Annotated in this window: 23 protein-coding genes, 1 tRNA gene and 1 pseudogene; 19 read left to right on the top strand and 6 right to left on the bottom strand. The window is 71.0% G+C overall.

Annotated features, from left to right (window positions below):
• Positions 1-129 precede the first annotated feature (129 nt).
• The 5 genes from ACZ45E_RS10775 to ACZ45E_RS10755 all read left to right on the top strand — a co-directional run bounded on the left by ACZ45E_RS10775 (position 130) and on the right by ACZ45E_RS10755 (position 2,772).
• On the top strand, positions 130-762 hold the full coding sequence (locus tag ACZ45E_RS10775; protein WP_468219039.1) for an HhH-GPD-type base excision DNA repair protein: 633 nt from the start codon (positions 130-132) through the stop codon (positions 760-762).
• Positions 763-846: 84 nt separating this feature from the next.
• Entirely contained in the window at positions 847-1,197 is a 351-nt protein-coding gene (locus ACZ45E_RS10770) for a hypothetical protein (protein ID WP_468219038.1), read from the top strand.
• 56 nt (positions 1,198-1,253) lie between these two features.
• The gene (locus ACZ45E_RS10765; protein WP_468219035.1) at positions 1,254-1,394 is read left to right on the top strand and encodes a hypothetical protein; all 141 of its coding nucleotides are present in this window, start codon (positions 1,254-1,256) and stop codon (positions 1,392-1,394) included.
• Between the two features lie 310 nt (positions 1,395-1,704).
• A complete protein-coding gene (locus tag ACZ45E_RS10760; RefSeq protein WP_003955420.1) occupies positions 1,705-2,001 on the top strand; it encodes a type II toxin-antitoxin system VapB family antitoxin in 297 nt (98 codons plus the stop codon).
• A gap of 108 nt (positions 2,002-2,109) precedes the next feature.
• Positions 2,110-2,772 carry a LytR C-terminal domain-containing protein gene (locus tag ACZ45E_RS10755; RefSeq protein WP_468219033.1) on the top strand — a complete coding sequence of 221 codons (663 nt, stop codon included), beginning with the start codon at positions 2,110-2,112 and terminating at the stop codon, positions 2,770-2,772.
• 109 nt (positions 2,773-2,881) lie between these two features.
• On the opposite strand, the gene upp is transcribed toward ACZ45E_RS10755, so the two are convergent.
• Positions 2,882-3,517, bottom strand: coding sequence for a uracil phosphoribosyltransferase (upp, locus tag ACZ45E_RS10750; protein WP_468219031.1), 636 nt, complete (start codon positions 3,515-3,517; stop codon positions 2,882-2,884).
• A 121-nt stretch (positions 3,518-3,638) separates the two neighbouring features.
• On the opposite strand from upp, the gene ACZ45E_RS10745 reads away from it, so the two are divergent.
• The 9 genes from ACZ45E_RS10745 (at position 3,639) to ACZ45E_RS10705 (ending at position 9,240) form a co-directional block, all read left to right on the top strand.
• Positions 3,639-3,860: a hypothetical protein gene (locus ACZ45E_RS10745; RefSeq protein WP_468219028.1), complete on the top strand. Its 222-nt coding sequence runs from the start codon at positions 3,639-3,641 to the stop codon at positions 3,858-3,860.
• 203 nt (positions 3,861-4,063) lie between these two features.
• Positions 4,064-4,633, top strand: coding sequence for a tRNA adenosine deaminase-associated protein (locus tag ACZ45E_RS10740; protein ID WP_468219026.1), 570 nt, complete (start codon positions 4,064-4,066; stop codon positions 4,631-4,633).
• Positions 4,634-4,765: 132 nt separating this feature from the next.
• Positions 4,766-5,224: a tRNA adenosine(34) deaminase TadA gene (tadA, locus tag ACZ45E_RS10735; protein WP_468219224.1), complete on the top strand. Its 459-nt coding sequence runs from the start codon at positions 4,766-4,768 to the stop codon at positions 5,222-5,224.
• Positions 5,225-5,234: 10 nt separating this feature from the next.
• Positions 5,235-5,319: transfer RNA gene (locus tag ACZ45E_RS10730), tRNA-Ser, on the top strand.
• A 228-nt stretch (positions 5,320-5,547) separates the two neighbouring features.
• Positions 5,548-5,736: a hypothetical protein gene (locus ACZ45E_RS10725; RefSeq protein WP_468219024.1), complete on the top strand. Its 189-nt coding sequence runs from the start codon at positions 5,548-5,550 to the stop codon at positions 5,734-5,736.
• A 37-nt stretch (positions 5,737-5,773) separates the two neighbouring features.
• Positions 5,774-6,067 carry a Dabb family protein gene (locus ACZ45E_RS10720; protein ID WP_468219023.1) on the top strand — a complete coding sequence of 98 codons (294 nt, stop codon included), beginning with the start codon at positions 5,774-5,776 and terminating at the stop codon, positions 6,065-6,067.
• Positions 6,068-6,262: 195 nt separating this feature from the next.
• Entirely contained in the window at positions 6,263-7,081 is an 819-nt protein-coding gene (locus tag ACZ45E_RS10715; protein ID WP_468219021.1) for an RNA polymerase sigma factor SigF, read from the top strand.
• A gap of 246 nt (positions 7,082-7,327) precedes the next feature.
• Entirely contained in the window at positions 7,328-8,320 is a 993-nt protein-coding gene (locus tag ACZ45E_RS10710; protein WP_468219019.1) for an RNA polymerase sigma factor SigF, read from the top strand.
• Between the two features lie 101 nt (positions 8,321-8,421).
• The gene (locus ACZ45E_RS10705) at positions 8,422-9,240 is read left to right on the top strand and encodes a hypothetical protein (protein WP_468219017.1); all 819 of its coding nucleotides are present in this window, start codon (positions 8,422-8,424) and stop codon (positions 9,238-9,240) included.
• Between the two features lie 48 nt (positions 9,241-9,288).
• Here ACZ45E_RS10705 and ACZ45E_RS10700 read toward each other — a convergent pair whose 3' ends face one another.
• Positions 9,289-9,501 (bottom strand): hypothetical protein, encoded by a 213-nt coding sequence (locus ACZ45E_RS10700; RefSeq protein WP_468219016.1) that lies wholly within the window; start codon positions 9,499-9,501, stop codon positions 9,289-9,291.
• A gap of 194 nt (positions 9,502-9,695) precedes the next feature.
• Between ACZ45E_RS10700 and ACZ45E_RS10695 the strand changes: the two genes are divergently transcribed.
• The 3 genes from ACZ45E_RS10695 (at position 9,696) to ACZ45E_RS10685 (ending at position 13,785) form a co-directional block, all read left to right on the top strand.
• Positions 9,696-10,202 (top strand): MarR family winged helix-turn-helix transcriptional regulator, encoded by a 507-nt coding sequence (locus ACZ45E_RS10695; protein WP_468219013.1) that lies wholly within the window; start codon positions 9,696-9,698, stop codon positions 10,200-10,202.
• A 99-nt stretch (positions 10,203-10,301) separates the two neighbouring features.
• Positions 10,302-12,752 (top strand): MFS transporter, encoded by a 2,451-nt coding sequence (locus ACZ45E_RS10690; protein WP_468219222.1) that lies wholly within the window; start codon positions 10,302-10,304, stop codon positions 12,750-12,752.
• A 214-nt stretch (positions 12,753-12,966) separates the two neighbouring features.
• Positions 12,967-13,785, top strand: a complete 819-nt coding sequence (locus ACZ45E_RS10685) for a YceI family protein (RefSeq protein ID WP_468219011.1) — start codon at positions 12,967-12,969, stop codon at positions 13,783-13,785.
• A gap of 11 nt (positions 13,786-13,796) precedes the next feature.
• On the opposite strand, the gene ACZ45E_RS10680 is transcribed toward ACZ45E_RS10685, so the two are convergent.
• Both ACZ45E_RS10680 and ACZ45E_RS10675 read right to left on the bottom strand, forming a co-directional pair.
• Positions 13,797-14,540 (bottom strand): ANTAR domain-containing protein, encoded by a 744-nt coding sequence (locus tag ACZ45E_RS10680; protein WP_468219010.1) that lies wholly within the window; start codon positions 14,538-14,540, stop codon positions 13,797-13,799.
• Between the two features lie 58 nt (positions 14,541-14,598).
• Complete coding sequence (locus ACZ45E_RS10675) at positions 14,599-15,291, bottom strand: ANTAR domain-containing protein (RefSeq protein ID WP_468219007.1); 693 nt, start codon at positions 15,289-15,291, stop codon at positions 14,599-14,601.
• A gap of 256 nt (positions 15,292-15,547) precedes the next feature.
• Here ACZ45E_RS10675 and ACZ45E_RS10670 point away from each other — a divergent pair, with 256 nt between their 5' ends.
• The gene (locus ACZ45E_RS10670) at positions 15,548-15,913 is read left to right on the top strand and encodes an STAS domain-containing protein (RefSeq protein ID WP_468219004.1); all 366 of its coding nucleotides are present in this window, start codon (positions 15,548-15,550) and stop codon (positions 15,911-15,913) included.
• A 36-nt stretch (positions 15,914-15,949) separates the two neighbouring features.
• Positions 15,950-16,421: pseudogene (locus ACZ45E_RS10665) on the top strand (PPOX class F420-dependent oxidoreductase).
• 26 nt (positions 16,422-16,447) lie between these two features.
• Here ACZ45E_RS10665 and ACZ45E_RS10660 read toward each other — a convergent pair.
• Positions 16,448-17,221 (bottom strand): TetR/AcrR family transcriptional regulator, encoded by a 774-nt coding sequence (locus ACZ45E_RS10660; RefSeq protein WP_468219002.1) that lies wholly within the window; start codon positions 17,219-17,221, stop codon positions 16,448-16,450.
• Between the two features lie 79 nt (positions 17,222-17,300).
• Entirely contained in the window at positions 17,301-18,812 is a 1,512-nt protein-coding gene (locus ACZ45E_RS10655; protein ID WP_468219001.1) for an MFS transporter, read from the bottom strand.
• Between the last annotated feature and the right edge of the window lie 49 nt (positions 18,813-18,861).

Raw genomic sequence — 18,861 nt, 5'->3', positions numbered from 1 at the left:
CACCCCTTCTCCACAATTCGTTAGGTGAGCCTAACCTAAATCCCCGTACGTGCGACGGGAGGGTCGCCCGGGAAGGTAGCTCCGCGGGGCCCGGTCGCAGCGCGTCCCCGGCGGCGCGATCATCGACGTATGGACGTCACCCTCCACCTCGCCCAGGAACCCGCCGCCGACGAACTGCTCGGGCGCAGCCCGCTCGCCGCGCTCGTCGGAATGCTGCTCGACCAGCAGGTACCCATGGAGTGGGCGTTCGCGGGCCCGCGCACGATCGCCGACCGCCTCGGCGCCGACGACCTCGACGCGCACGAGATCGCCGCCCACGACCCCGAGACCTTCGCCGCGCTGCTCTCCGCCAAGCCGGCGGTGCACCGCTACCCCGGGTCGATGGCCAAGCGCGTCCAGCAGCTCTGTCAGTACCTGGTCGACCGGTACGACGGTGACGCGAGCGCGGTGTGGGACGGCGTCGGCACCGGCGCGGAGCTGCTCGGCCGCCTGACCGACCTGCCCGGCTTCGGCAGACAGAAGGCCCAGATCTTCCTCGCCCTCCTCGGCAAGCAGCTCGGGGTGCGCCCCGAGGGCTGGCGCGAGGCGGCCGGCGCCTACGGCGAGGCGGACGCGTACCGCTCGGTCGCCGACATCACCGGCCCCGAGTCCCTCACGAAGGTCCGCGCACACAAACAAGAGATGAAGGCGGCGGCCAAGGCAGACAAAGCAGCCAGAACCGCCAAGACCCCCAAGGCCCCCAGCGCCTCCAAGGCGACATAGGCCACCAAGACCCCTCATAGCCCATGAGAGCGGATCTGGCCGCTCAAAGAGCACGTCACGGGCGGGGCCGGGGACAAGACGTAGATGAGCGCCGCCACGTCACGCCCGGGCCCGGGCCGCCCCGCCGGGGCCTGGGCCCGTGCGCTCGTACTGGTGCTCGTACTCGGGCTCGCCCTGCTGATCGCCCCCTCGATCGCGGCACCGGCGGAGGCACCGGCCCCGCGCCCGGCCGCCGCGTCCTCCATCGAGCCCGGCGAACTCCATCAGGACACCCCCGAGGCCACCCTCCGCCTCCCGACGGGCCACGCCACGCGCCTCCCCGAAGATCCGCGGCACCGCCGTCCGGCCCGGGCGGCCGCACCCGGCACCGGCCCCGCCGCACACCCGGCACGCCAGTCCCACCGCGCCCTGCGCACCGTCGTCCTGCGCTGCTGACGGATCCCCGCCCCGGATCCGTCACGTACCGACGCACGACTTCGGAAGGACACCCCATGCCCAAGGACCCGTACGCGGTGCTGCGCGCCCTGCTGCGCGCGGAGGCGGCGCGCGAGACCCGCGCGGCCAAGGCCGCCGCGCCCCCGTCGAAGAACCACCGGAGGGCTCAGACCTCGCAGGAGAAGAACGGACACTGAGGACGAGGGCCGGCCGACGACCCCAGAGGCGGCCGGCCCGCCACCCGACCGCGCCCGACCGCACCCGGCCGCGCCCAGACACGTCCCGGCCCGGGCGAACACGCACCCGCTCGTCAACACGGTGACCGCCGCTCCCCCGGACGAGCCCGCCTCGTTCACCGGTCCGCCCGCCATCGGCTCGCCGGACGCGTCCCCGGCCCTGCCCCGTCTTGAGTGTTCACACTTTGACCCGGTTCACGGCAGTATTTCCCAGACTCGCACTCCGTCTCCATGGCTGCGCCCGGAGAGCCTCGCCCGGTAGGCTTTCCGTGTGATCTTCAAGCGCATCGGAAACGGCCGGCCGTACCCCGACCACGGCCGGGAAAGCACCCGGCAGTGGGCGGACGTCGCGCCGCGCCCGGTCCGCCTCGATCAGTTGGTGACGACCAAGGGCCAGCTCGACCTCGAAACGCTGCTCGCCGAGGACTCCACCTTCTACGGCGACCTCTTCGCGCACGTCGTGAAGTGGCAGGGCGACCTGTATCTGGAGGACGGCCTGCACCGCGCGGTCCGCGCAGCGCTCCAGCAGCGCCAGGTGCTGCACGCCCGCGTCCTCGAACTCGGCTGACGCCCGCGGAACCGCACACAAGTCCGCATTGGCCCTTTTGGGTTGGCCTGACCGCCGAGCCGTGATCATTTAATAGGCATCACTGCTACGCGGCATTACGCTGCGCTCATGAGCATGCTCACTCCCCCCGGCATGGGCGGCAAGTACCGCATCACGGGGGACAAGTACCCCCGCATGCGTCGGGGCCGCTCGCGCAGCAGGATCGTGCTCGCCGTCGTCGCGTCGGTCGCCGTCATCGGCCTGATCGGCTGGGGATCGTTCCAGCTCGTCGACGTCTTCACCGGCGGCGGCAAGGCCTCGGCCGCGAGTTCGGCCACCGGCGCCTGCACGAAGCGGCCGGGCGCCTCGCCCACCCCCACGGGCTCCACGCACCCCGCGGACGCCAAGCTTCCCGCCCCCGCGCAGATCAAGGTGAACGTCCTCAACGCCACGCCCCGCGGCGGTCTGGCCAAGAAGACCGCGGACGAGCTGAAGAAGCGCGGCTTCGCGATCGGCGACGTGGGCAACGCGGCGAAGGAGTACGACAAGAAGGTCAAGGGCGTCGGCATACTCCTGGGCGCGAAGAGCGCGACCAGTGCGGCGCTGCCGGTGCTCGGTACGCAGCTGGCGGGCGCCGATCAGAAGACGGACACCCGTGCCAAGCCGGCCGAGGTCGACCTGATCATCGGCACCGCGTTCACGTCGCTGACGGCACAGCCCGCGGCGGACAAGGCGCTCCACGCGCTGACCCAGCCAAAGCCGGCGCCCTCTTCGTCGCCGTCCTGCCGATAGGCCGCCGGCCCACCGATAAGACGCCGGCCCGCCGACAACACGCCGGTCTGCCGACAAATAGCCGAACCATCGATAAGGGGCGCGGCTTCCCGCGCCCCTCTCGGGTCCGCTATTCAGCGGCCCCGTACATACGGTCACCGGCGTCGCCGAGGCCGGGGACGATGTAGCCGCTCTCGTTCAGCATCTCGTCGACCGAGGCGGTCACCACGGTCACCGGCGTCCCCGCCAGTTCCCGCTCCATGATCTCGACGCCCTCCGGCGCGGCCAGCAGCACCACGGCGGTGACATCGTCCGCGCCGCGCTTGATCAGCTCCTGGATCGCCGCGACGAGCGTGCCGCCGGTGGCGAGCATCGGGTCGAGCACGTAGACCTGCCGGCCGGAGAGGTCGTCCGGCATCCGGGTCGCGTACGTGGAGGCCTGCAGCGTCTCCTCGTCGCGCACCATGCCGAGGAAGCCCACCTCGGCGGTGGGCAGCAGGCGGACCATGCCGTCCAGCATGCCGAGGCCGGCGCGCAGGATCGGCACCACCAGCGGGCGCGGGTGCGACAGCTTCACACCGGTCGTCCGGGACACGGGAGTGTCGATGTCGACCTGCTCCGTGCGCACGTCCCGGGTCGCCTCGTACGCGAGCAGGGTGACCAGCTCGTCGGCGAGCCGCCGGAAGGTGGGGGAGTCGGTGCGCCGGTCGCGCAACGTGGTGAGTTTGTGCGCCACCAGCGGGTGGTCCACGACATGAATCCGCATGTCGTCAACAGTAACCGGGGCCCACGGCGCCGGCTCCCCCGCGCGGTGGCATCAACGGCCCGGCCCGGGGGAAAGTGGAAGGAACTCGTCAGCAGCGAGGGACTGGGGTGGTGGTGCGGCGATGCCCGACCAGAAGCGGCAGGAACGGCCCGTCGGAGGGTCGGTGCAGGAGGGTCCGGTGCCCGGGGAGCCCATGGCGTCGGACACCGAACGCAGGCGCCGGCGCGCCATGTTCCTGCGCGAACTGACCGAGGCGCGCGAACTGCGCGCCCGGGTCCAGCCGCGCCGCGCGCGGGCCGCACGGATGCGGCGCCAGATGAGGATGCGCACGTTTCGCTGGTGACGCACGGGTTACGTACAGGTGACGCGCCTCACACCAGCCCCTCTCGTCGGGGCGCGACGCGAACACAGCGCGCGGAAGACCTCTCTTGGAGCCGTACTTTCTGCCACGATTCCCAGTGGGCGGGGCGTGAACTGCGCTCCCCGTCTCCAAGACTGGGCCGGGGGGACCCCCGACCGGCACCTGAGACCAGTGGGAGAGTCACGGTGTACTTCGCCGCACTGCTCGCGCGCACCGAAGACAGGTGGGAAGCGAGCGATACAGAGCTCGACGACGTGGAGACCCTGTCGGACCTGTCCGACCTGGCCCGCGAGGCGTTGGCCGAGGCCGGCGCCGAGGACGACACCGTCCTCGTCTTCATCGAACAGGAGGACGCGTGGTTCGGCGTCGTCCGCGTGGACGGCGAGGACGACCCTCGTATCTACGTCTCGGACGCCGCCGCCGCCGCACGCAGCAGTTACGGCGAGATCCTGCTCACCGACGAGCTGCTCGGCAAGGATCCGGACGCCGTCGAGGACGACCTGGACGTTCTCGACCTGGACGGTACGGAGGACGGCGAATCGAAGTCGGCGGCCGACGACGGAGACGACGAGGACGACGTGAGCGACGTCGGCGCGAGTGCCGAGGTCGTGCCCGCCGGACCGCTCGGGGACACCGAGATCCTCGCCGATCTGGGCGTCCCGGAGAAGGAACTGCTGGCCCTCGACGGGGTGGACGCGCTGAGCGAGATCGCGGACGCGCTGGGCGCCGCGGAGGTGCTCGAGACGGTGCGCTGAGCGGACAGGGATAGATTCCTGGCCGTGACACCCCCCAAGCCCGAGACCCACTCCGTCCCCGACCCGGAACCCGACCCCTGGTCCGTGGCCGATCCCGTGCCCGACCCCGTACGGGATCCATGGCGGCCGGCCATGCGGCAGGCCCTGGCCGAGGCCGGGCTCGCCGCGGCCGGCGGTGACGTACCGGTCGGCGCCGTGCTCCTGGCGCCGGACGGGACGACCGTGCTCGCCGCCGCGCACAACGAACGCGAGCTGACCGGCGACCCCACCGCCCACGCCGAGGTCCTGGCGGTCCGGCGGGCGGCGGCGGTCGTCGGGGAGTGGCGGCTGACCGGCTGCACGCTCGTCGTCACCCTGGAGCCGTGCACCATGTGCGCGGGCGCCGTCGTCCAGTCCCGGCTCGACCGGGTCGTCTACGGCGCCCGCGACGACAAGGCCGGGGCGGCCGGCTCCCTGTGGGACGTGATCCGCGACCGGCGCCTCAACCACCGGCCCGAGGTCGTCGCCGGCGTACTCGCCGAGGAGTGCGCGCGCCCCCTCACGAGCTTCTTCCGGGATACGGATTTCAGAGCACGGCCCACCTTGGGCTAGGATTCCTCTCGGTAGCGTGTCCGAGCGGCCGAAGGAGCTCGCCTCGAAAGCGAGTGTGGGGAAACTCACCGAGGGTTCAAATCCCTCCGCTACCGCTGACAACGCCCCCCTTCCACGGGTTCACCGAGGAAGGGGGGCGTTCTGCGTGCCGTTCGGGGGTCCTCCGGGCGCGTCGGGGTGAGGAAACGGCAAAGGGCTTGTGCACATGGGTCGTTGGCCGCCGCGACCGGTCGTTCAATCAGACCGACAGAACAGGTGTCCGAGATAGACTCGCGCCCGGCAACAGGGGCCACACGGAGCACGGACGTGGCGCAGGCGCGGGCATGGGGAGGCCGAACGTAGTGCAGCCGAAGAAAATTGGTCTGTTCGTCGTGGTCGTCTTCGTGCTGTACGTGGTCATCACCGACCCCGCCACGGCCGCCGACTACGTCCAGATAGGCTTCGAGGGCGTCTCGTCCGCCGCGCGGTCCATCGGCGACTTCATGACCTGGGTCGCCAACGGCGGCAAGTAACCCCCGGCCCCCGAGCCCTCTGAGGGAGAGCACAGCCGTGATCCGCCATCTGGTCCTCTTCAAGCTCAACGACGGCGTGAGCCGTGACGAACCGCGTGTCGTCGAGGGCGTCGCCGCCTTCCGCGCGCTGGGCGAGCAGATCCCCGAGCTGACGTTCTGGGAGTGCGACTGGAACATCACGGACCGCCCCATCGCGTACGACTTCGCGATCAACTCGGCGGTCGAGGACACCGAGGCGCTGAAGCGGTACATCGAGCACCCCGCGCACCAGGCTGGTGTGGCGCTGTGGCGGGAGTTCGCCACCTGGGTGATCGCCGACTACGCGTTCTGACCGGCCCCCGCCGCCGCTGCCGGTCGGCCCTGCGGCCAAACGGCCCCTCGCTGGAACAGCGGGGGGCTTTTTCATGCCCTGATCCCTAACTGTCCCAACTTGCCCTGCAACACGAGGTTATTAGGTGCTTGCACACAGTGCACATGTCTTGTGATGCTATGACCGCTTTTGACCGATGAGTTGACGGATACAGAGGTGGGGTTGACCGTGCCGGCCAGTACTGCGCCTCAGGCACCGCCCGCGAAGACCACTCGCGGTGCCGACACACGGGCCCTCACACAGGTCCTCTTCGCTCAGCTCAAGGATCTGCCGCCGGGCAGCCCCGAGCACTCCCGGGTGCGCGGCGCGCTCATCGAGGCGAACCTGCCGCTCGTGCGATACGCGGCGGCCCGCTTCCGCAGCCGCAACGAACCGATGGAGGACGTCGTCCAGGTCGGCACGATCGGGCTCATCAACGCCATCGACCGGTTCGACCCCGAGCGGGGGGTGCAGTTCCCGACCTTCGCCATGCCGACCGTCGTGGGCGAGATCAAGCGCTACTTCCGCGACAACGTGCGGACCGTGCACGTGCCGCGCCGCCTGCACGAGCTGTGGGTCCAGGTGAACGCCGCGAGCGAGGACCTGACCACGGCCTTCGGGCGCTCCCCCACGACCGCCGAGATCGCCGAGCGGCTGCGCATCGCCGAGGACGAGGTGCTCGCCTGCATCGAGGCGGGGCGCTCGTACCACGCGACGTCCCTGGAGGCCGCGCAGGAGGGCGACGGGATGCCCGGCCTGCTCGACCGGCTCGGCTACGAGGACCCCGAGCTGGACGGCGTCGAGCACCGCGACCTCGTCCGGCACCTGCTCGTCCAGCTGCCCGAGCGCGAGCAGCGGATCCTGCTGCTGCGCTACTACAGCAACCTCACGCAGTCACAGATCAGCGCCGAACTGGGCGTCTCCCAGATGCACGTGTCAAGACTCCTCGCCCGTAGTTTCGCTCGACTTCGATCCGCAAACAGGATCGATGCGTAGCTGGAACGGGTAGACCGTACCCACGGGGATTTCCCGCGGAAAACCCCGTCCCCTTTGGCCACACCCCCTGCATCCTGCGGTGATTCGCCCCTTCCATGTCGACATGTCACTACAGCGTGTTGCCGACATGTGACATTCTGCTGGAACGGCGTTTGGCGCGGCTCCACGTCCGGTATTCAGGTGGAGGCTGCGCTCCTACCTGACGGGAGCGTCCGCCGCGACCGTCCGCGACCTCAAGGGGGTGGCATGTCCGCAGACCAGGGCAGCTCGAAGGTGCTCACGCTCACGCCCGGCGCGTCCGATGACGCGAGTGCGTCCACGACCGCCGTGCTGATCGACACTCCTGTTCCGGCCTTGCTTCCGGCGCAGGCGCCACAGACCCCCGAGCCCACCGTGGCCGCGGCGCCGTCCCCGCCGGCCGTGTCGTCCCCGCCGACCGTGTCGACAGTGTCGACCGTGTCGACTGCGTCTATCGACACCCGCACCCTGTCCCGCTCCCTGTTCCTGCGCCTCGCCGCGCTCGACGAGCAGTCGGCGACCAGTGCCGAGCGGGCCTACGTCCGCGACACCCTCATCGAGCTGAACCTGCCGCTGGTGCGGTACGCGGCGGCCCGCTTCCGCAGCCGCAACGAGCCGATGGAGGACATCGTCCAGGTCGGCACGATCGGGCTGATCAAGGCGATCGACCGGTTCGACTGCGAGCGCGGCGTCGAGTTCCCGACCTTCGCCATGCCCACCGTGGTCGGCGAGATCAAGCGCTTCTTCCGGGACACGTCCTGGTCGGTGCGGGTGCCCCGGCGCCTTCAGGAGCTGCGGCTCGCCCTGACCAAGGCCAGCGACGAACTCGCGCAGAAGCTGGACCGTTCGCCCACCGTCCCCGAGCTCGCCGCGGTCCTCGGCGTCTCGGAGGAGGACGTGGTCGACGGCCTCGCGGTGGGAAACGCCTACACGGCGTCCTCGCTGGACTCGCCCGCCCTGGAGGACGACGGCGGCGAGGGCTCGCTCGCGGACCGGCTCGGCTACGAGGACACGGCGCTCGAGGGCGTCGAGTACCGGGAGTCGCTGAAGCCGCTGCTGGCCAAGCTGCCGCCGCGCGAGCGCCGGATCATCATGCTCCGCTTCTTCGCCAACATGACGCAGTCGCAGATCGGCGAGGAGGTCGGCATCTCGCAGATGCACGTCTCCCGGCTGCTGACGCGGACGCTGGCGCAGCTGCGCGCGGGCCTGATCGCGGACTGACGCCCCCTCTGCCGGGTCCCCCGGCCCCACTTCGCCGACGCCCGTCGGTTCGTGGGGTGTGCGGGGTTCCTAATTGACGGGTCGTCAGAGACACTGGCGCGATGTTGCGGACGTGGGTACGAGGGCGTCGCGGGGCCGCCGTAGGGGCCGCCTCCGCCGCCATGGTCTGTCTCGGCGCTGTCGCCGTCTTCGGCGGGGGCGAAGGACCGGACGGGTACGCCGCCGTGGGAGCCGCCGGAGGCTCCCCCGCCGAAGCCGGGCCGAGCGTCGCGCCCACCGGAGAAGTACGGCTCGTGCCGCTGGACCCGGCCGAGCCCGGCTCCCCCCGCTCCCCCCAGCCCCGCCAGGCACCCGCGGCTCCGGCCGCACCGGGCGCGAAGGGCACCGGGACCGAGGAGGGCGCCACCCCCGAGGCAGGGGCAGGGGCGGGCACCGCCGGCGCCACAGCGCCGGGCGCACCCGGCAGCGGGTCGACGTCCGGGGCCGTCGGCACGGGGAGCGGCAGCGGCACCCCTGGAGAGAGCGGCACCGCCACCCCCGGATCGGGGACCAACGCCCCTGCTTCACCCGGCGGTTCAGCCCCGGCGAACGGCTCCACGCCGTCCCCCGCCGGGCCCGCCGCCCTCAAGGTGAGCGCACCCGCTCTCGCGGACGCCGACAAGCGCTGGTGCCAGGACGTGACCCTGACGCTCCGCAACTCCGGTGGCAGCGCGGTGCGTTCGGGCACGGTGACGTTCGGGGCGCACATCATCGGCTCGCTCGGGATCGACTGGGCGACCGTCGAGTCCACCGAGAAGCTCCCCGTGCCCCTCGGGGCCGGGGAGGAGAGAGAGAAGACGTGGACCGTCTGCGTCGAGTCCTGGCGGGTCCCGCTCGGGATGCATGTCGAGACCCGCGTCGTCTCCGTCGACTGGAAGTAGCCGGGCGCTACCGCCCGGAAGTGACCGGCCGCTGCCGGGACGTACGTCCTACTTGAGCGCCAGCCACGCCACCGCCGCGATCACGACGACCGCGACCACGATGCCGAGGATCAGGCCGGCGCCGGGTCCGGACTTGACCGGAGCGGCCTGCGCGCGCGGGGTGGGGGTGCCGCCCTCGTCGACGAAGGCGCGGAACATCTGGGTGCTGCCCGCGGGGTCGTAGTTGCCTTCGGGGTTCTGGCCCTGGGGGTTGTTTGCCATGGGCCAGGACCCTAGCGAATCGGCGCCACGGGCGCCACAGTCCTCCCGGACCTCACTTGAGCTGCGGCTTTACTCTCCCACACCTTGCCTTTGCCGCGATTTTAGGGTTGAACGTCCCTTTTAGTTTGCCTGCGGCAACCAACTGGTTCTATGGTTGCCCTAAGCAACGAATAACATCCTGGTCAGGAGGTGCTGTGGCCGCACAGCGTCATTACGACGAGCTGGCTCGACAGCTCAGTGCCTTCGGCGCCGTCAAAAGGGATATGGCACGCATCCTGCCCCACGACTGCCCGGCCGGCTCGGCCGCCGTCCTCACGCTCATCGAGCGGTACGGCGACATGCGGATGAGCAGGCTGGCCGAGCTCCTCGCGGTGGACATGTCCGTGGCCAGCCGCCACGTGGCCCACACCGCCGACCGCGGCTGGATCGAGCGTCGCCCCGACCCGGCTGACAAGCGCTCGCGCATTCTCACCCTCACCGCCGAGGGACACGAGCGGATGGAAGACCTCAATGTGCGGACGACCGAGCTGCTCGCCGACCGGCTGAGCGACTGGTCCGACGACGAGGTCAACCAACTGATCGCTCTGATGACGCGGCTGCGCGACAGCTTCGGGGACTGCCGGACGACGGCGTCCCGCGGACAGTTCCCCGGCGCCGCGCAGGCCCCGGCCTCAGTTCAGACCACCCGTACACCCGCGTAACGTAAGAAAAGGAATCCCATGGCAACATCCACACCGTCCGGTGTGCGGGGCAGCCATGCCGCCAAGCACGGAGGCGCGCCTTCCGACGGCGGCGCTCCGATGACACACCGGCAGATCATGGAGGCGCTGTCCGGGCTGCTGCTCGGCATGTTCGCCGCCATCATCTCCTCGACGGTCGTCACCAACGCCCTCCCGGAGATCATCGGCGACCTGGGCGGCGGTCAGTCCGCCTACACCTGGGTCGTCACCGCCTCGCTGCTCGCGATGACGGCCACCACGCCCCTGTGGGGCAAGATGGCCGACCTCTTCAGCAAGAAGGCGCTCGTCCAGATAGCCCTGATCGTCTACGTGGCGGGCTCCGTCATCGCCGGTCTCGCGCAGAACCCGACGATGCTGATCTCCGCGCGTGCCATCCAGGGCATCGGCGCCGGTGGTCTCTCCGCCCTGGCGCAGATCGTCATGGCCGCGATGATCTCCCCGCGTGAGCGTGGCCGTTACTCCGGCTACCTGGGTGCGACGTTCGCCGTCGCCACCGTCGGCGGCCCGCTCATCGGCGGTGTCATCACCGACACCAGCTTCCTCGGCTGGCGCTACTGCCTCTACGTCGGTGTGCCGTTCGCGCTCATCGCGCTGATCGTGCTCCAGAAGACGCTGCACCTGCCGGTCGTGAAGCGGAAGGTCAAGGTCGACTGGGCCGGCGCCTTCTTCATCACCGCCGCGGCCTGCCTGCTGCTCCTGTGGGTCACCTTCGCTTCCGACAAGTACGACTGGCTGTCGTGGCAGACCTACACGATGGTCGGCGGCTCGATCGTGCTCGTGCTGCTCTTCGTCCTGGCCGAGTCCAAGGCGTCCGAGCCGATCATCCCGCTGCGGCTCTTCAAGAACCGCACGATCACGCTCGCCTCGATCGCCTCGCTGTTCGTCGGTGTCGCGATGTTCGCGGGCACCGTGTACTTCTCCCAGTACTTCCAGCTGGCGCGCGACAAGTCGCCGACGATGTCGGGTGTCATGACGATCCCGATGATCGGTGGCCTGTTCATCTCGTCCACCGTCTCCGGCCAGGTCATCACCCGGACCGGCAAGTGGAAGGCGTGGCTGGTCGCCGGCGGCGCGTTCCTGACCGCGGGCCTCGGGCTGCTCGGCACCATGCGGTACGACACCCCGTACTGGCGCATCGCGATCTTCATGGCGCTGATGGGTCTCGGCGTCGGCATGATGATGCAGAACCTCGTGCTGAGCACGCAGAACCAGGTCGCGCCGAAGGACCTCGGTTCCGCCTCCTCCACGGTGACGTTCTTCCGGTCCCTCGGTGGCGCCATCGGCGTCTCGGCGCTCGGCTCCGTCATGACCACCCGCATCACCCACTACGCCACCGACTCGATCGGGTCCCTCGACCCGAAGGAGCAGGCGGCGGCCGCCAAGTCGGTCGGCGGCAGCGCGATCCCGAACATGGATCTGCTGCCCGAGCACATCCGCACCTGGCTGGAGAGCGCCTACGGGCACGGCATCGCCGACATCTTCCTCTACGTCGCGCCGATCGCCTTCCTGGCCTTCATCGTCACCATCTTCATCAAGGAGGTTCCGCTGCGTACGTCCGGTGCTCTCCAGCAGGCCGCCGACGCCGAGTCCGGCACCCCGGCCCCGGCCACCGCCGCCCAGCCCGTACAGGGCCAGGACGAGCGGGTGCCGAGCCTGGTCGGCGCGGGTGAGCCCGCCGCCGACACCCAGACCCAGCGGCTCTCCGCCGTCGCCGCCACCACCGGGGACCTCCCGGCGCAGGCGCTCGGCAGCGGCACCCCGGTGCGCGGCTTCGTCCGCGGCGCCGAGTCCGCCCCGGTCCCGCGGGCCGCGGTCACGCTGATCTCCCTCGGCGGCCGCCAGCTCGGCCGCGCGGTCGCCCAGGGCGACGGCTCCTACGGGGTCGACGCCCCCGGCGCAGGCTCCTACGTGCTGATCGCCTCGGCCGACGGCTACCAGCCGCAGGCCTCCACCGTCGTGGTCGGCGAGGAGCCGGTCACGTACGACATCCTGCTCAGCGGCACGAGCGGGCTGAGCGGTGTCGTCAAGGCCGCGGAGACCAAGGCCGCCGTCGTCGGCGCCATGGTGATCGTGACCGACGTCCGCGGTGACGTGCTCGCCACCGGGCTCTCCGGTCAGGAGGGCGAGTTCACCTTCGCCGAGCTGGTGCCCGGTGCGGTGACCGTCGCGGTGAACGCGGCCGGACACCGTCCGCTCGCCCTGCCCGTCGAGGTCGGCGGCACGGGTGTCACCCGCGTCGAGATCGAGCTGAACTCCGGCTCCCAGGTGCAGGGCACCGTGCGGGCCGCGGGCCGTTCGCTGAACGACGCGCGGGTCACGCTCATCGACGCCGCGGGCAACGTCGTGGCGACGTCGACGACCGGTGAGGACGGCGCGTACGCCTTCACCGACCTCGACGGCGGCGAGTACACGGTCATCGCGACCGGTTACCCGCCGGTGGCCACGCACCTCAGCGTGCAGGGCAGCGGCGTCGACGGTCACGACATCGAACTCTCGCACCCCGGCGAGTAGTTCGCGTAGTCCCTTCAAGGCCCCGGACCGGGCGGCTCACGCTTCGAGCGGAGACGTGAGCCTCCCGGCCCGGTTGTGGGAAATGGGCCCCGGACCCGGTGGCGTCGTTAACGGCAGGGGACGGCCGCAGACGTCACGGGCCGGGGCCCGTTCGCGTCCGGGGATCGCCCGATTCCCTTACGTGTGTGAGAACTTGAGCTAGGAGTTGTGACTGATGGGACTGAGTGCGCGGATCCGTACGCGGGACGGCTGGGCCCTGCCGCACGCCGTCGTCACGGTGACCGACATGACGGGCGCGCAGGTGCTGCGCGCCGAGGCCGACGACGAGGGGGCCGTGCACGACGCGACCACCCTCACCCCCGGCCCCTACACCGTGATCGTGACCGCCGTCGGGTACGCCCCCGCGGCCTCCACCGCGCTGGTGACGGCGACCGGCCGCGCCGAGGTGGGCGCGGTCGTACTGGCCCGGCAGGGTGGCGCCGAGCTGCCGCCGCCCGGGCCCTGGACCGTCGACCCGGCGCACTCCTCGGTCGCGGCGACCGCGCAGCACCTGGGCATCACCAGCGTGCACGGCCGGTTCACCGACTTCACCGCCCGCGTCGACATCGCCCAGGACGTGGAGAAGTCCCGCGTCGAGGCCGTGATCAAGGCCGCGTCCATCGACACCGGCAACGGCATGCGCGACGGCCACCTGAAGTCGCCGGACTTCCTGGACGTCGAGACGCACCCCGAGATCACCTACCGGTCCACCTCGCTGAGCCCGGCCGGGCCCGACCGCTGGACCGTCCACGGTGAGCTGAGCCTGCACGGCGTGGTCCGCCAGGTCGACCTCGACCTGAGCTACCTGGGCACCGGCGCCGACCCGTGGGGCGGCACCCGTGCGGCGTTCAAGGCGACGGCCGAGCTGAAGCGCGAGGACTTCGCCATGAACTACAACCAGGTCGTCCAGGCCGGCATCGCGGCGATCGGCGCGACGCTCAAGGTGGAGCTGGACATCCAGGCGGTCCAGGGCGACGCGCTGCCGCAGGTCTAGGGTCAGCCGGGTCAGCCGGGGAGGCGTTCGACGAACTCGCCCCGGCGCGGCGGCACTCCGCCCACCCGGGTCACCAACTGGACGCACAGCTCCCGGAGTTTGATGTTCTCGTCCTGGGAGCGGCGGCTCAGCAGGCCGAGCGCGGCGTCCGCGTCGCACCGGCGCTGCGTCATCACGATGCCGATGGCCTGGTCGATGACGCTGCGCGAGAGCATCGCGGCGCGCAGGTCGAGGCCGACCTCCCGCTCGTGCTCGATCCGCAGCGCCACAGCCACCGCGCCGGAGGCCTGCGCGGCGAGCCGGCGGGCGCTCTCCCGCCGGTCGCGGAAGGCGTCGCGGTTACCGGCGTAGAAGTTGAGCGCGCCGTAGACGCCGTGGTTCAGGGTGAGCGGCAGCGCCAGCATGGACCGTACGCCGCGCTCCCGGGCCTCGGCGGGGAACGGAGCCCAGCGCTCCTCCGCCCCGAGGTCCGGCGCGTGCTGCTCGGCGCACTCCCTGGCCGCCGTGACGCACGGCCCGGTATCGGCCTCGTACTGGAGCTCGTCGAGGCCGCTCACCAGTCCCTCGCTGGCCGCGACGGTGCGCAGCCGGTCGGCGCGGTGCAGCGTGACGCTGCACGCGCCCGGCTCCACGACGTGCGCGGCGCGCTCGGTCAGTTCCTGGAGGAAGCCGTCGAGACCGTCGCACTCGGCGAGCGCCCGGTAGAGGGCCCCGGTGTCGAGGGTCCGCGGTTCGGCTCGGCCGTTCTCGCTCACTCCGGCTGGGGTCTCGGCGGGACTGTTCATTCCCTACAGATGTCCCGTAATCGGGTGCTCACGCTTCGCGAGAGGGCGCCGCGGCGTCCACGTACCGCTGCGCCAGGTCTCTGAGCTTTATGTTCTGCTGCTGCGACGCCCGCACGAGATGGGCGAACGCCTCGGCCGCGTCGACGCCCTCGCGCGCCATGAGCAGCCCGGTGGCCTGTCCGATGAGGTCCCGGGTGCGCATCGCCTCGGTGAGCTGTTCCTGCACGGTGGCGGAGTCGTGCGCCAGCGAGACGTGTGCCGCGAGCATCCGGCTCACGCGCAGGCTCGCCTCGTCGTGGCCGCCCGGTTCACGGCCGTACAGCATGAGGGCCGTCAGCCGGCGCCGGTCGGTCCGCAGCCGCAGCGCGAGCACGGAGCGCACACCGAGTACGCCCAGGCTCTGCCCCGGGCCCTGCACGGCGGCGGTGTCGTCGAGGGTGGCGACGGGCGCGGTCCACAGCTTCTCCCAGAAGGCGCGGTGGCCCGGCATCCCGGTGAGCGCCTGGGCGCTGCACGCGACGTCGTCGCTCCAGGTGACGGATTCGGGTACGAGGTCGCGCCCGACGGTGACGATGCCGGCGTGGTCGGTACCCGGCACCAGATGTACGGCGAGGCGTACGGCGGTGCGCAGGGTGGCACGGGGGCCGGTCTGCTCGTGCAGCTGTCGAGCTGCGACGGTGATCGCCTCGGCCAGCCGGAAATCGGCAACCGAGGGCGGCACTTCGGGAAAACTGGGCGCAACCACCACGAACCTCTTCAGCGAGCATGACCAAATGGCCATGCGCGGGGAGAGCTCCGCAGCACATTCCCGACTGCGAGCGCAGGACGGATCAAACTCTAGCCGTTTCCTTAACAAGACGTGGATTTCGCAAGGAGGACGACGCGGTGCCCCCATCGGTGGTGCAATGGATGTGGGTCAGGAAGCGGCTCGACGTCCCCCGACCGACCACCAGTACCGGTCTGGCAGGTGAGCCCCCGTGGCCACACCCCTTCATCTGGCGCCCGTCGACATCGCGGACCGCACGCTCATCGCGTTCCCGCCCGAGATCGACCTGGGCAACGCGCGGGCCCTGCTCGCCGAGGCATGTGCCCTCGCCGACGAGCGGTCCGGGCAGCGCCGGGAGTTCGTCCTGGATCTGACCCGCACCACGTTCCTCGACTCCCAGGGCGTACGGCTCCTGCTCGACCTGCGCCGCCATCTCCAGGACCGCTACGGCGCCCTGATGCGGGTGGCGGTCCTCCCGGGCGGGCCGGTGCACCGGGTGCTGACCCTCTCGCAGGTGCGGCGGGACGTGCCCATGCACGACAGCGCGGAGGAGGCGCTGAGGGCCGGCGGGGTGTGAGCGGCGCGCGCGCCGGGTGCGGCTTACGCTGGGATCATGGCTCCGAACATCGCGACCAACACCCGTGTCCCCCTCGCCGAGTTGCTCGACTTCGTACGCCCCCGTCACCGCGCTCTGCTGATCACCGCCCGCGCCGACGGCACCCCGCAGGCCTCACCGCTGACCTGCGGGGTCGACGACTCGGGGCGGATCGTCGTCTCGACGTACCCCGAGCGCGCCAAGACGCGCAACGCCAAGCGGAACCCGCGCGTGAGCGTGCTGGTCCTCAGTGACGAGTGGAACGGCCCGTGGGTCCAGGTCGACGGGACCGCCGAGGTCCTCGACTCCCCCGATTCGGTCGAGCCGCTGGTCGAGTACTTCCGGAACATCTCGGGCGAGCACCCGGACTGGGACGAGTACCGGGAGGCCATGCGCAAGCAGGGCAAGTCGATCATCCGCGTGACCCCCCGACAAGTGGGGCCCGATCGCCACCGGTGGCTTCCCGGCGCGGCTGGCACCGCAGGACTGACACCGGCGCGGGCCGGCGCGGCGCCGTCAGCGGGCGGCGGCCTCCTGGGCGACCAGGGTCTCGATGCCCGCGACGAGCAGGTCGAGCGCGACCTGGAAGTCCGCGTCGCGCATCTGCTCGACCGTCAGGCCGCTCTCCACCGCGGCCACCATCTCCTCGGCCTGCCGGAAGTCCTCGGCCATCTCCGGCGGCACCCGGAACGCCGACATCGCCTCGCGGAAGTAGTCGTCCTGGGACAGTCCGGCCTCGGCGCACCGCTGACGGAAGTGGCCCTCGATGGTGCCGTAGCCGTAGACGAACTGGAAGACGGAGGCGATGGCGCCGCGCTGCCGGGCGAGGGAGAGCCCGGTGGCGGCGACGACCCGCTGGACCGCGCGCGAGAACCGCAGCGAGTTCGGCCCGATGTTGAGGTAGTTGCCCATCTGCGGCGAGATCCAGGGGTGGCGGACGATCAGATCCCGGTAGACGCGCGCCAGTTGGCGTACCTGCACCCGCCAGTCCCCGGCGTCGACGGCCGCCGGCTCGGGCACCACCAGCTCGCCGAAGACCCGGTCGAGGGCGAGTTCCAGCAGGTCGTCCTTGGTGTCGACGTACCAGTACACGGACATCGCGGTGACCCCCAGCTCGCCCGCCAGGCGCCGCATGGAGAACTTGCCGAGCCCCTCGGCGTCGAGCAGCTTCACCGTGGCCTCGGTGATCCGGTCCCGGTCGAGGCCGCTGGGCTGCTCGCTGCGCCTGGTACGCGCCGCCTTGGGCTCGGACTCCTCCAGCCAGACGCTCATCCGCGCTGCCTTCGCCATGGCGCACCCTCCCAGAGTTCCTCGTTCGCGGGTGCGGGCGGACCTCCCGCGGAATCCGTCCGTCCGCCCGCTGTCGATGCTATGCCGAAGCCACCGGGGCAGAGTCTGCCCTCTCGGCCCGCCGCAGCAACGCCGCGGCGAGCAGTCCGCCGACGAGCACGGCGACGGCTCCGACCATCTGGCTGGTCTCCAGGCCCGAGGCGAACGCGTCGGCGATCCGGGCCCTCTCCGCACCCGGTCGCGCCGCCGCGAGCGCCGCCGGGAGCGAGGCAGCGGTGACCGGGACGAGCGCCGCGAACCGGGCGTTGAGTACGGCGCCCAGGACGGCGACGCCGAGCCCGTTGCCGAACTCCGCGAGGGTGCCGTTGACGCCCGCGCCCACGCCCGCCTTCTCCGGCGGGATCGCGCTCATGATGGCGTTGGCCATGGCCGGCATCGCCAGGGCGATCCCCGCGCCCATGATGATCAGGCCCGCCAGCATGCCGCCGTAGTTGTCCCCGCCGAGCAGCGAGATCGCCGCGAGCCCCGCCGCCAGGCAGGTCATGCCGGAGGCGATGGTCAGCGGCGTGCCCATCCTGGGCAGCAGGCGTGCGCCGATGCCGGTGAGGTTGAGCACGACGACGGTGAGGGCGAGCGGCGCGGTCCGCAGCCCCGCGTCCAACGGCCCGTAGCCGAGCACGAACTGGAGGTGCTGGGTGAGCAGGAACAGCGAGCCGCCCATGCCGAACGCGACCAGGACGGCCCCCGCCACCGCGCCCGTGAACCGCTGGTTGCGGAAGAAGTGCATGTCCAGCATCGGGTACGGGATGCGCAGCTCCCACGTCACGAACGCGGCCATGACGACGACGCCGATCGCGGCCGAGGTGAGGGTGGTCGTGGACGTCCAGCCCTCGCCGGGCCCGGAGATGATCGCGTAGACGATCCCGGTCATACCGATCGTGGAGAGCACGGCGCCGAGCAGGTCGGGCCGGTCGCCGCTGGGGTTCTTCGACTCGGGCACGAGCGCCAGGACGGCGATGAGCCCGATGACCGCGACCGGGATGTTGACGAGGAAGATCGCGCCCCACCAGAAGTGGTCGAGCATCACGCCGCCGAGCAGCGGGCCGACGGCGAAGCCGAGCGAGCTGACCGTCGCCCACAGGCCGATCGCCCGCACCCGCTCGGCGTCGTCGAAGACCTGGACGACGACGGCGAGCGTCGTGGTCCCCAGCAGCGCGCCGCCGATGCCCATGCCCGCGCGGGCGGCGATCAACTGCCCGGTGGAGTCCGCCAGCCCGGCGACGAGCGAGCCTGCACCGAACAGGACGAGCCCCGTCGCGAGCATCTTCCTGCGCCCGTAACGGTCGGCGGAGCTGCCCGCGGTGAGCAGCAGACCCGACTGCACCAGCGAGTACGCGCTGATGACCCACTGGATGTCGGACGTCGACGCGTGCAGCTCCTTGGTGAGGGAGGGGATCGCGACGTTCAGCACGGTGTTGTCGAGCAGCACGGTCAGCTGCGCGAGGCAGATGACACCGAGGATCAGCCAGCGCTGGGGGTGGCTGGTGCCCGGTCCGGGTTCTGTCGTGTTCTCGGTGGTCGTCGTGGTCATGCGTCCCCCTTGCCTCTACGGTGTACAGCTTGTTGCGCTCTACACTGTA

The sequence above is a fragment of the Streptomyces sp. NPDC030991 genome (assembly GCF_055571235.1).
This window is presented reverse-complemented; position numbering and strand designations above follow the sequence as displayed.

Coding starts and splice junctions, on each gene's coding strand:
- ACZ45E_RS10775 (WP_468219039.1), top strand. CDS start 130: ATGGACGTCACCCTCCACCTCGCCCAGGAACCCGCCGCCGACGAACTG.
- ACZ45E_RS10770 (WP_468219038.1), top strand. CDS start 847: ATGAGCGCCGCCACGTCACGCCCGGGCCCGGGCCGCCCCGCCGGGGCC.
- ACZ45E_RS10765 (WP_468219035.1), top strand. CDS start 1,254: ATGCCCAAGGACCCGTACGCGGTGCTGCGCGCCCTGCTGCGCGCGGAG.
- ACZ45E_RS10755 (WP_468219033.1), top strand. CDS start 2,110: ATGAGCATGCTCACTCCCCCCGGCATGGGCGGCAAGTACCGCATCACG.
- upp (WP_468219031.1), bottom strand. CDS start 3,517: ATGCGGATTCATGTCGTGGACCACCCGCTGGTGGCGCACAAACTCACC.
- ACZ45E_RS10745 (WP_468219028.1), top strand. CDS start 3,639: ATGCCCGACCAGAAGCGGCAGGAACGGCCCGTCGGAGGGTCGGTGCAG.
- tadA (WP_468219224.1), top strand. CDS start 4,766: ATGCGGCAGGCCCTGGCCGAGGCCGGGCTCGCCGCGGCCGGCGGTGAC.
- ACZ45E_RS10725 (WP_468219024.1), top strand. CDS start 5,548: ATGGGGAGGCCGAACGTAGTGCAGCCGAAGAAAATTGGTCTGTTCGTC.
- ACZ45E_RS10710 (WP_468219019.1), top strand. CDS start 7,328: ATGTCCGCAGACCAGGGCAGCTCGAAGGTGCTCACGCTCACGCCCGGC.
- ACZ45E_RS10705 (WP_468219017.1), top strand. CDS start 8,422: ATGTTGCGGACGTGGGTACGAGGGCGTCGCGGGGCCGCCGTAGGGGCC.
- ACZ45E_RS10700 (WP_468219016.1), bottom strand. CDS start 9,501: ATGGCAAACAACCCCCAGGGCCAGAACCCCGAAGGCAACTACGACCCC.
- ACZ45E_RS10690 (WP_468219222.1), top strand. CDS start 10,302: ATGACACACCGGCAGATCATGGAGGCGCTGTCCGGGCTGCTGCTCGGC.
- ACZ45E_RS10685 (WP_468219011.1), top strand. CDS start 12,967: ATGGGACTGAGTGCGCGGATCCGTACGCGGGACGGCTGGGCCCTGCCG.
- ACZ45E_RS10660 (WP_468219002.1), bottom strand. CDS start 17,221: ATGGCGAAGGCAGCGCGGATGAGCGTCTGGCTGGAGGAGTCCGAGCCC.
- ACZ45E_RS10655 (WP_468219001.1), bottom strand. CDS start 18,812: ATGACCACGACGACCACCGAGAACACGACAGAACCCGGACCGGGCACC.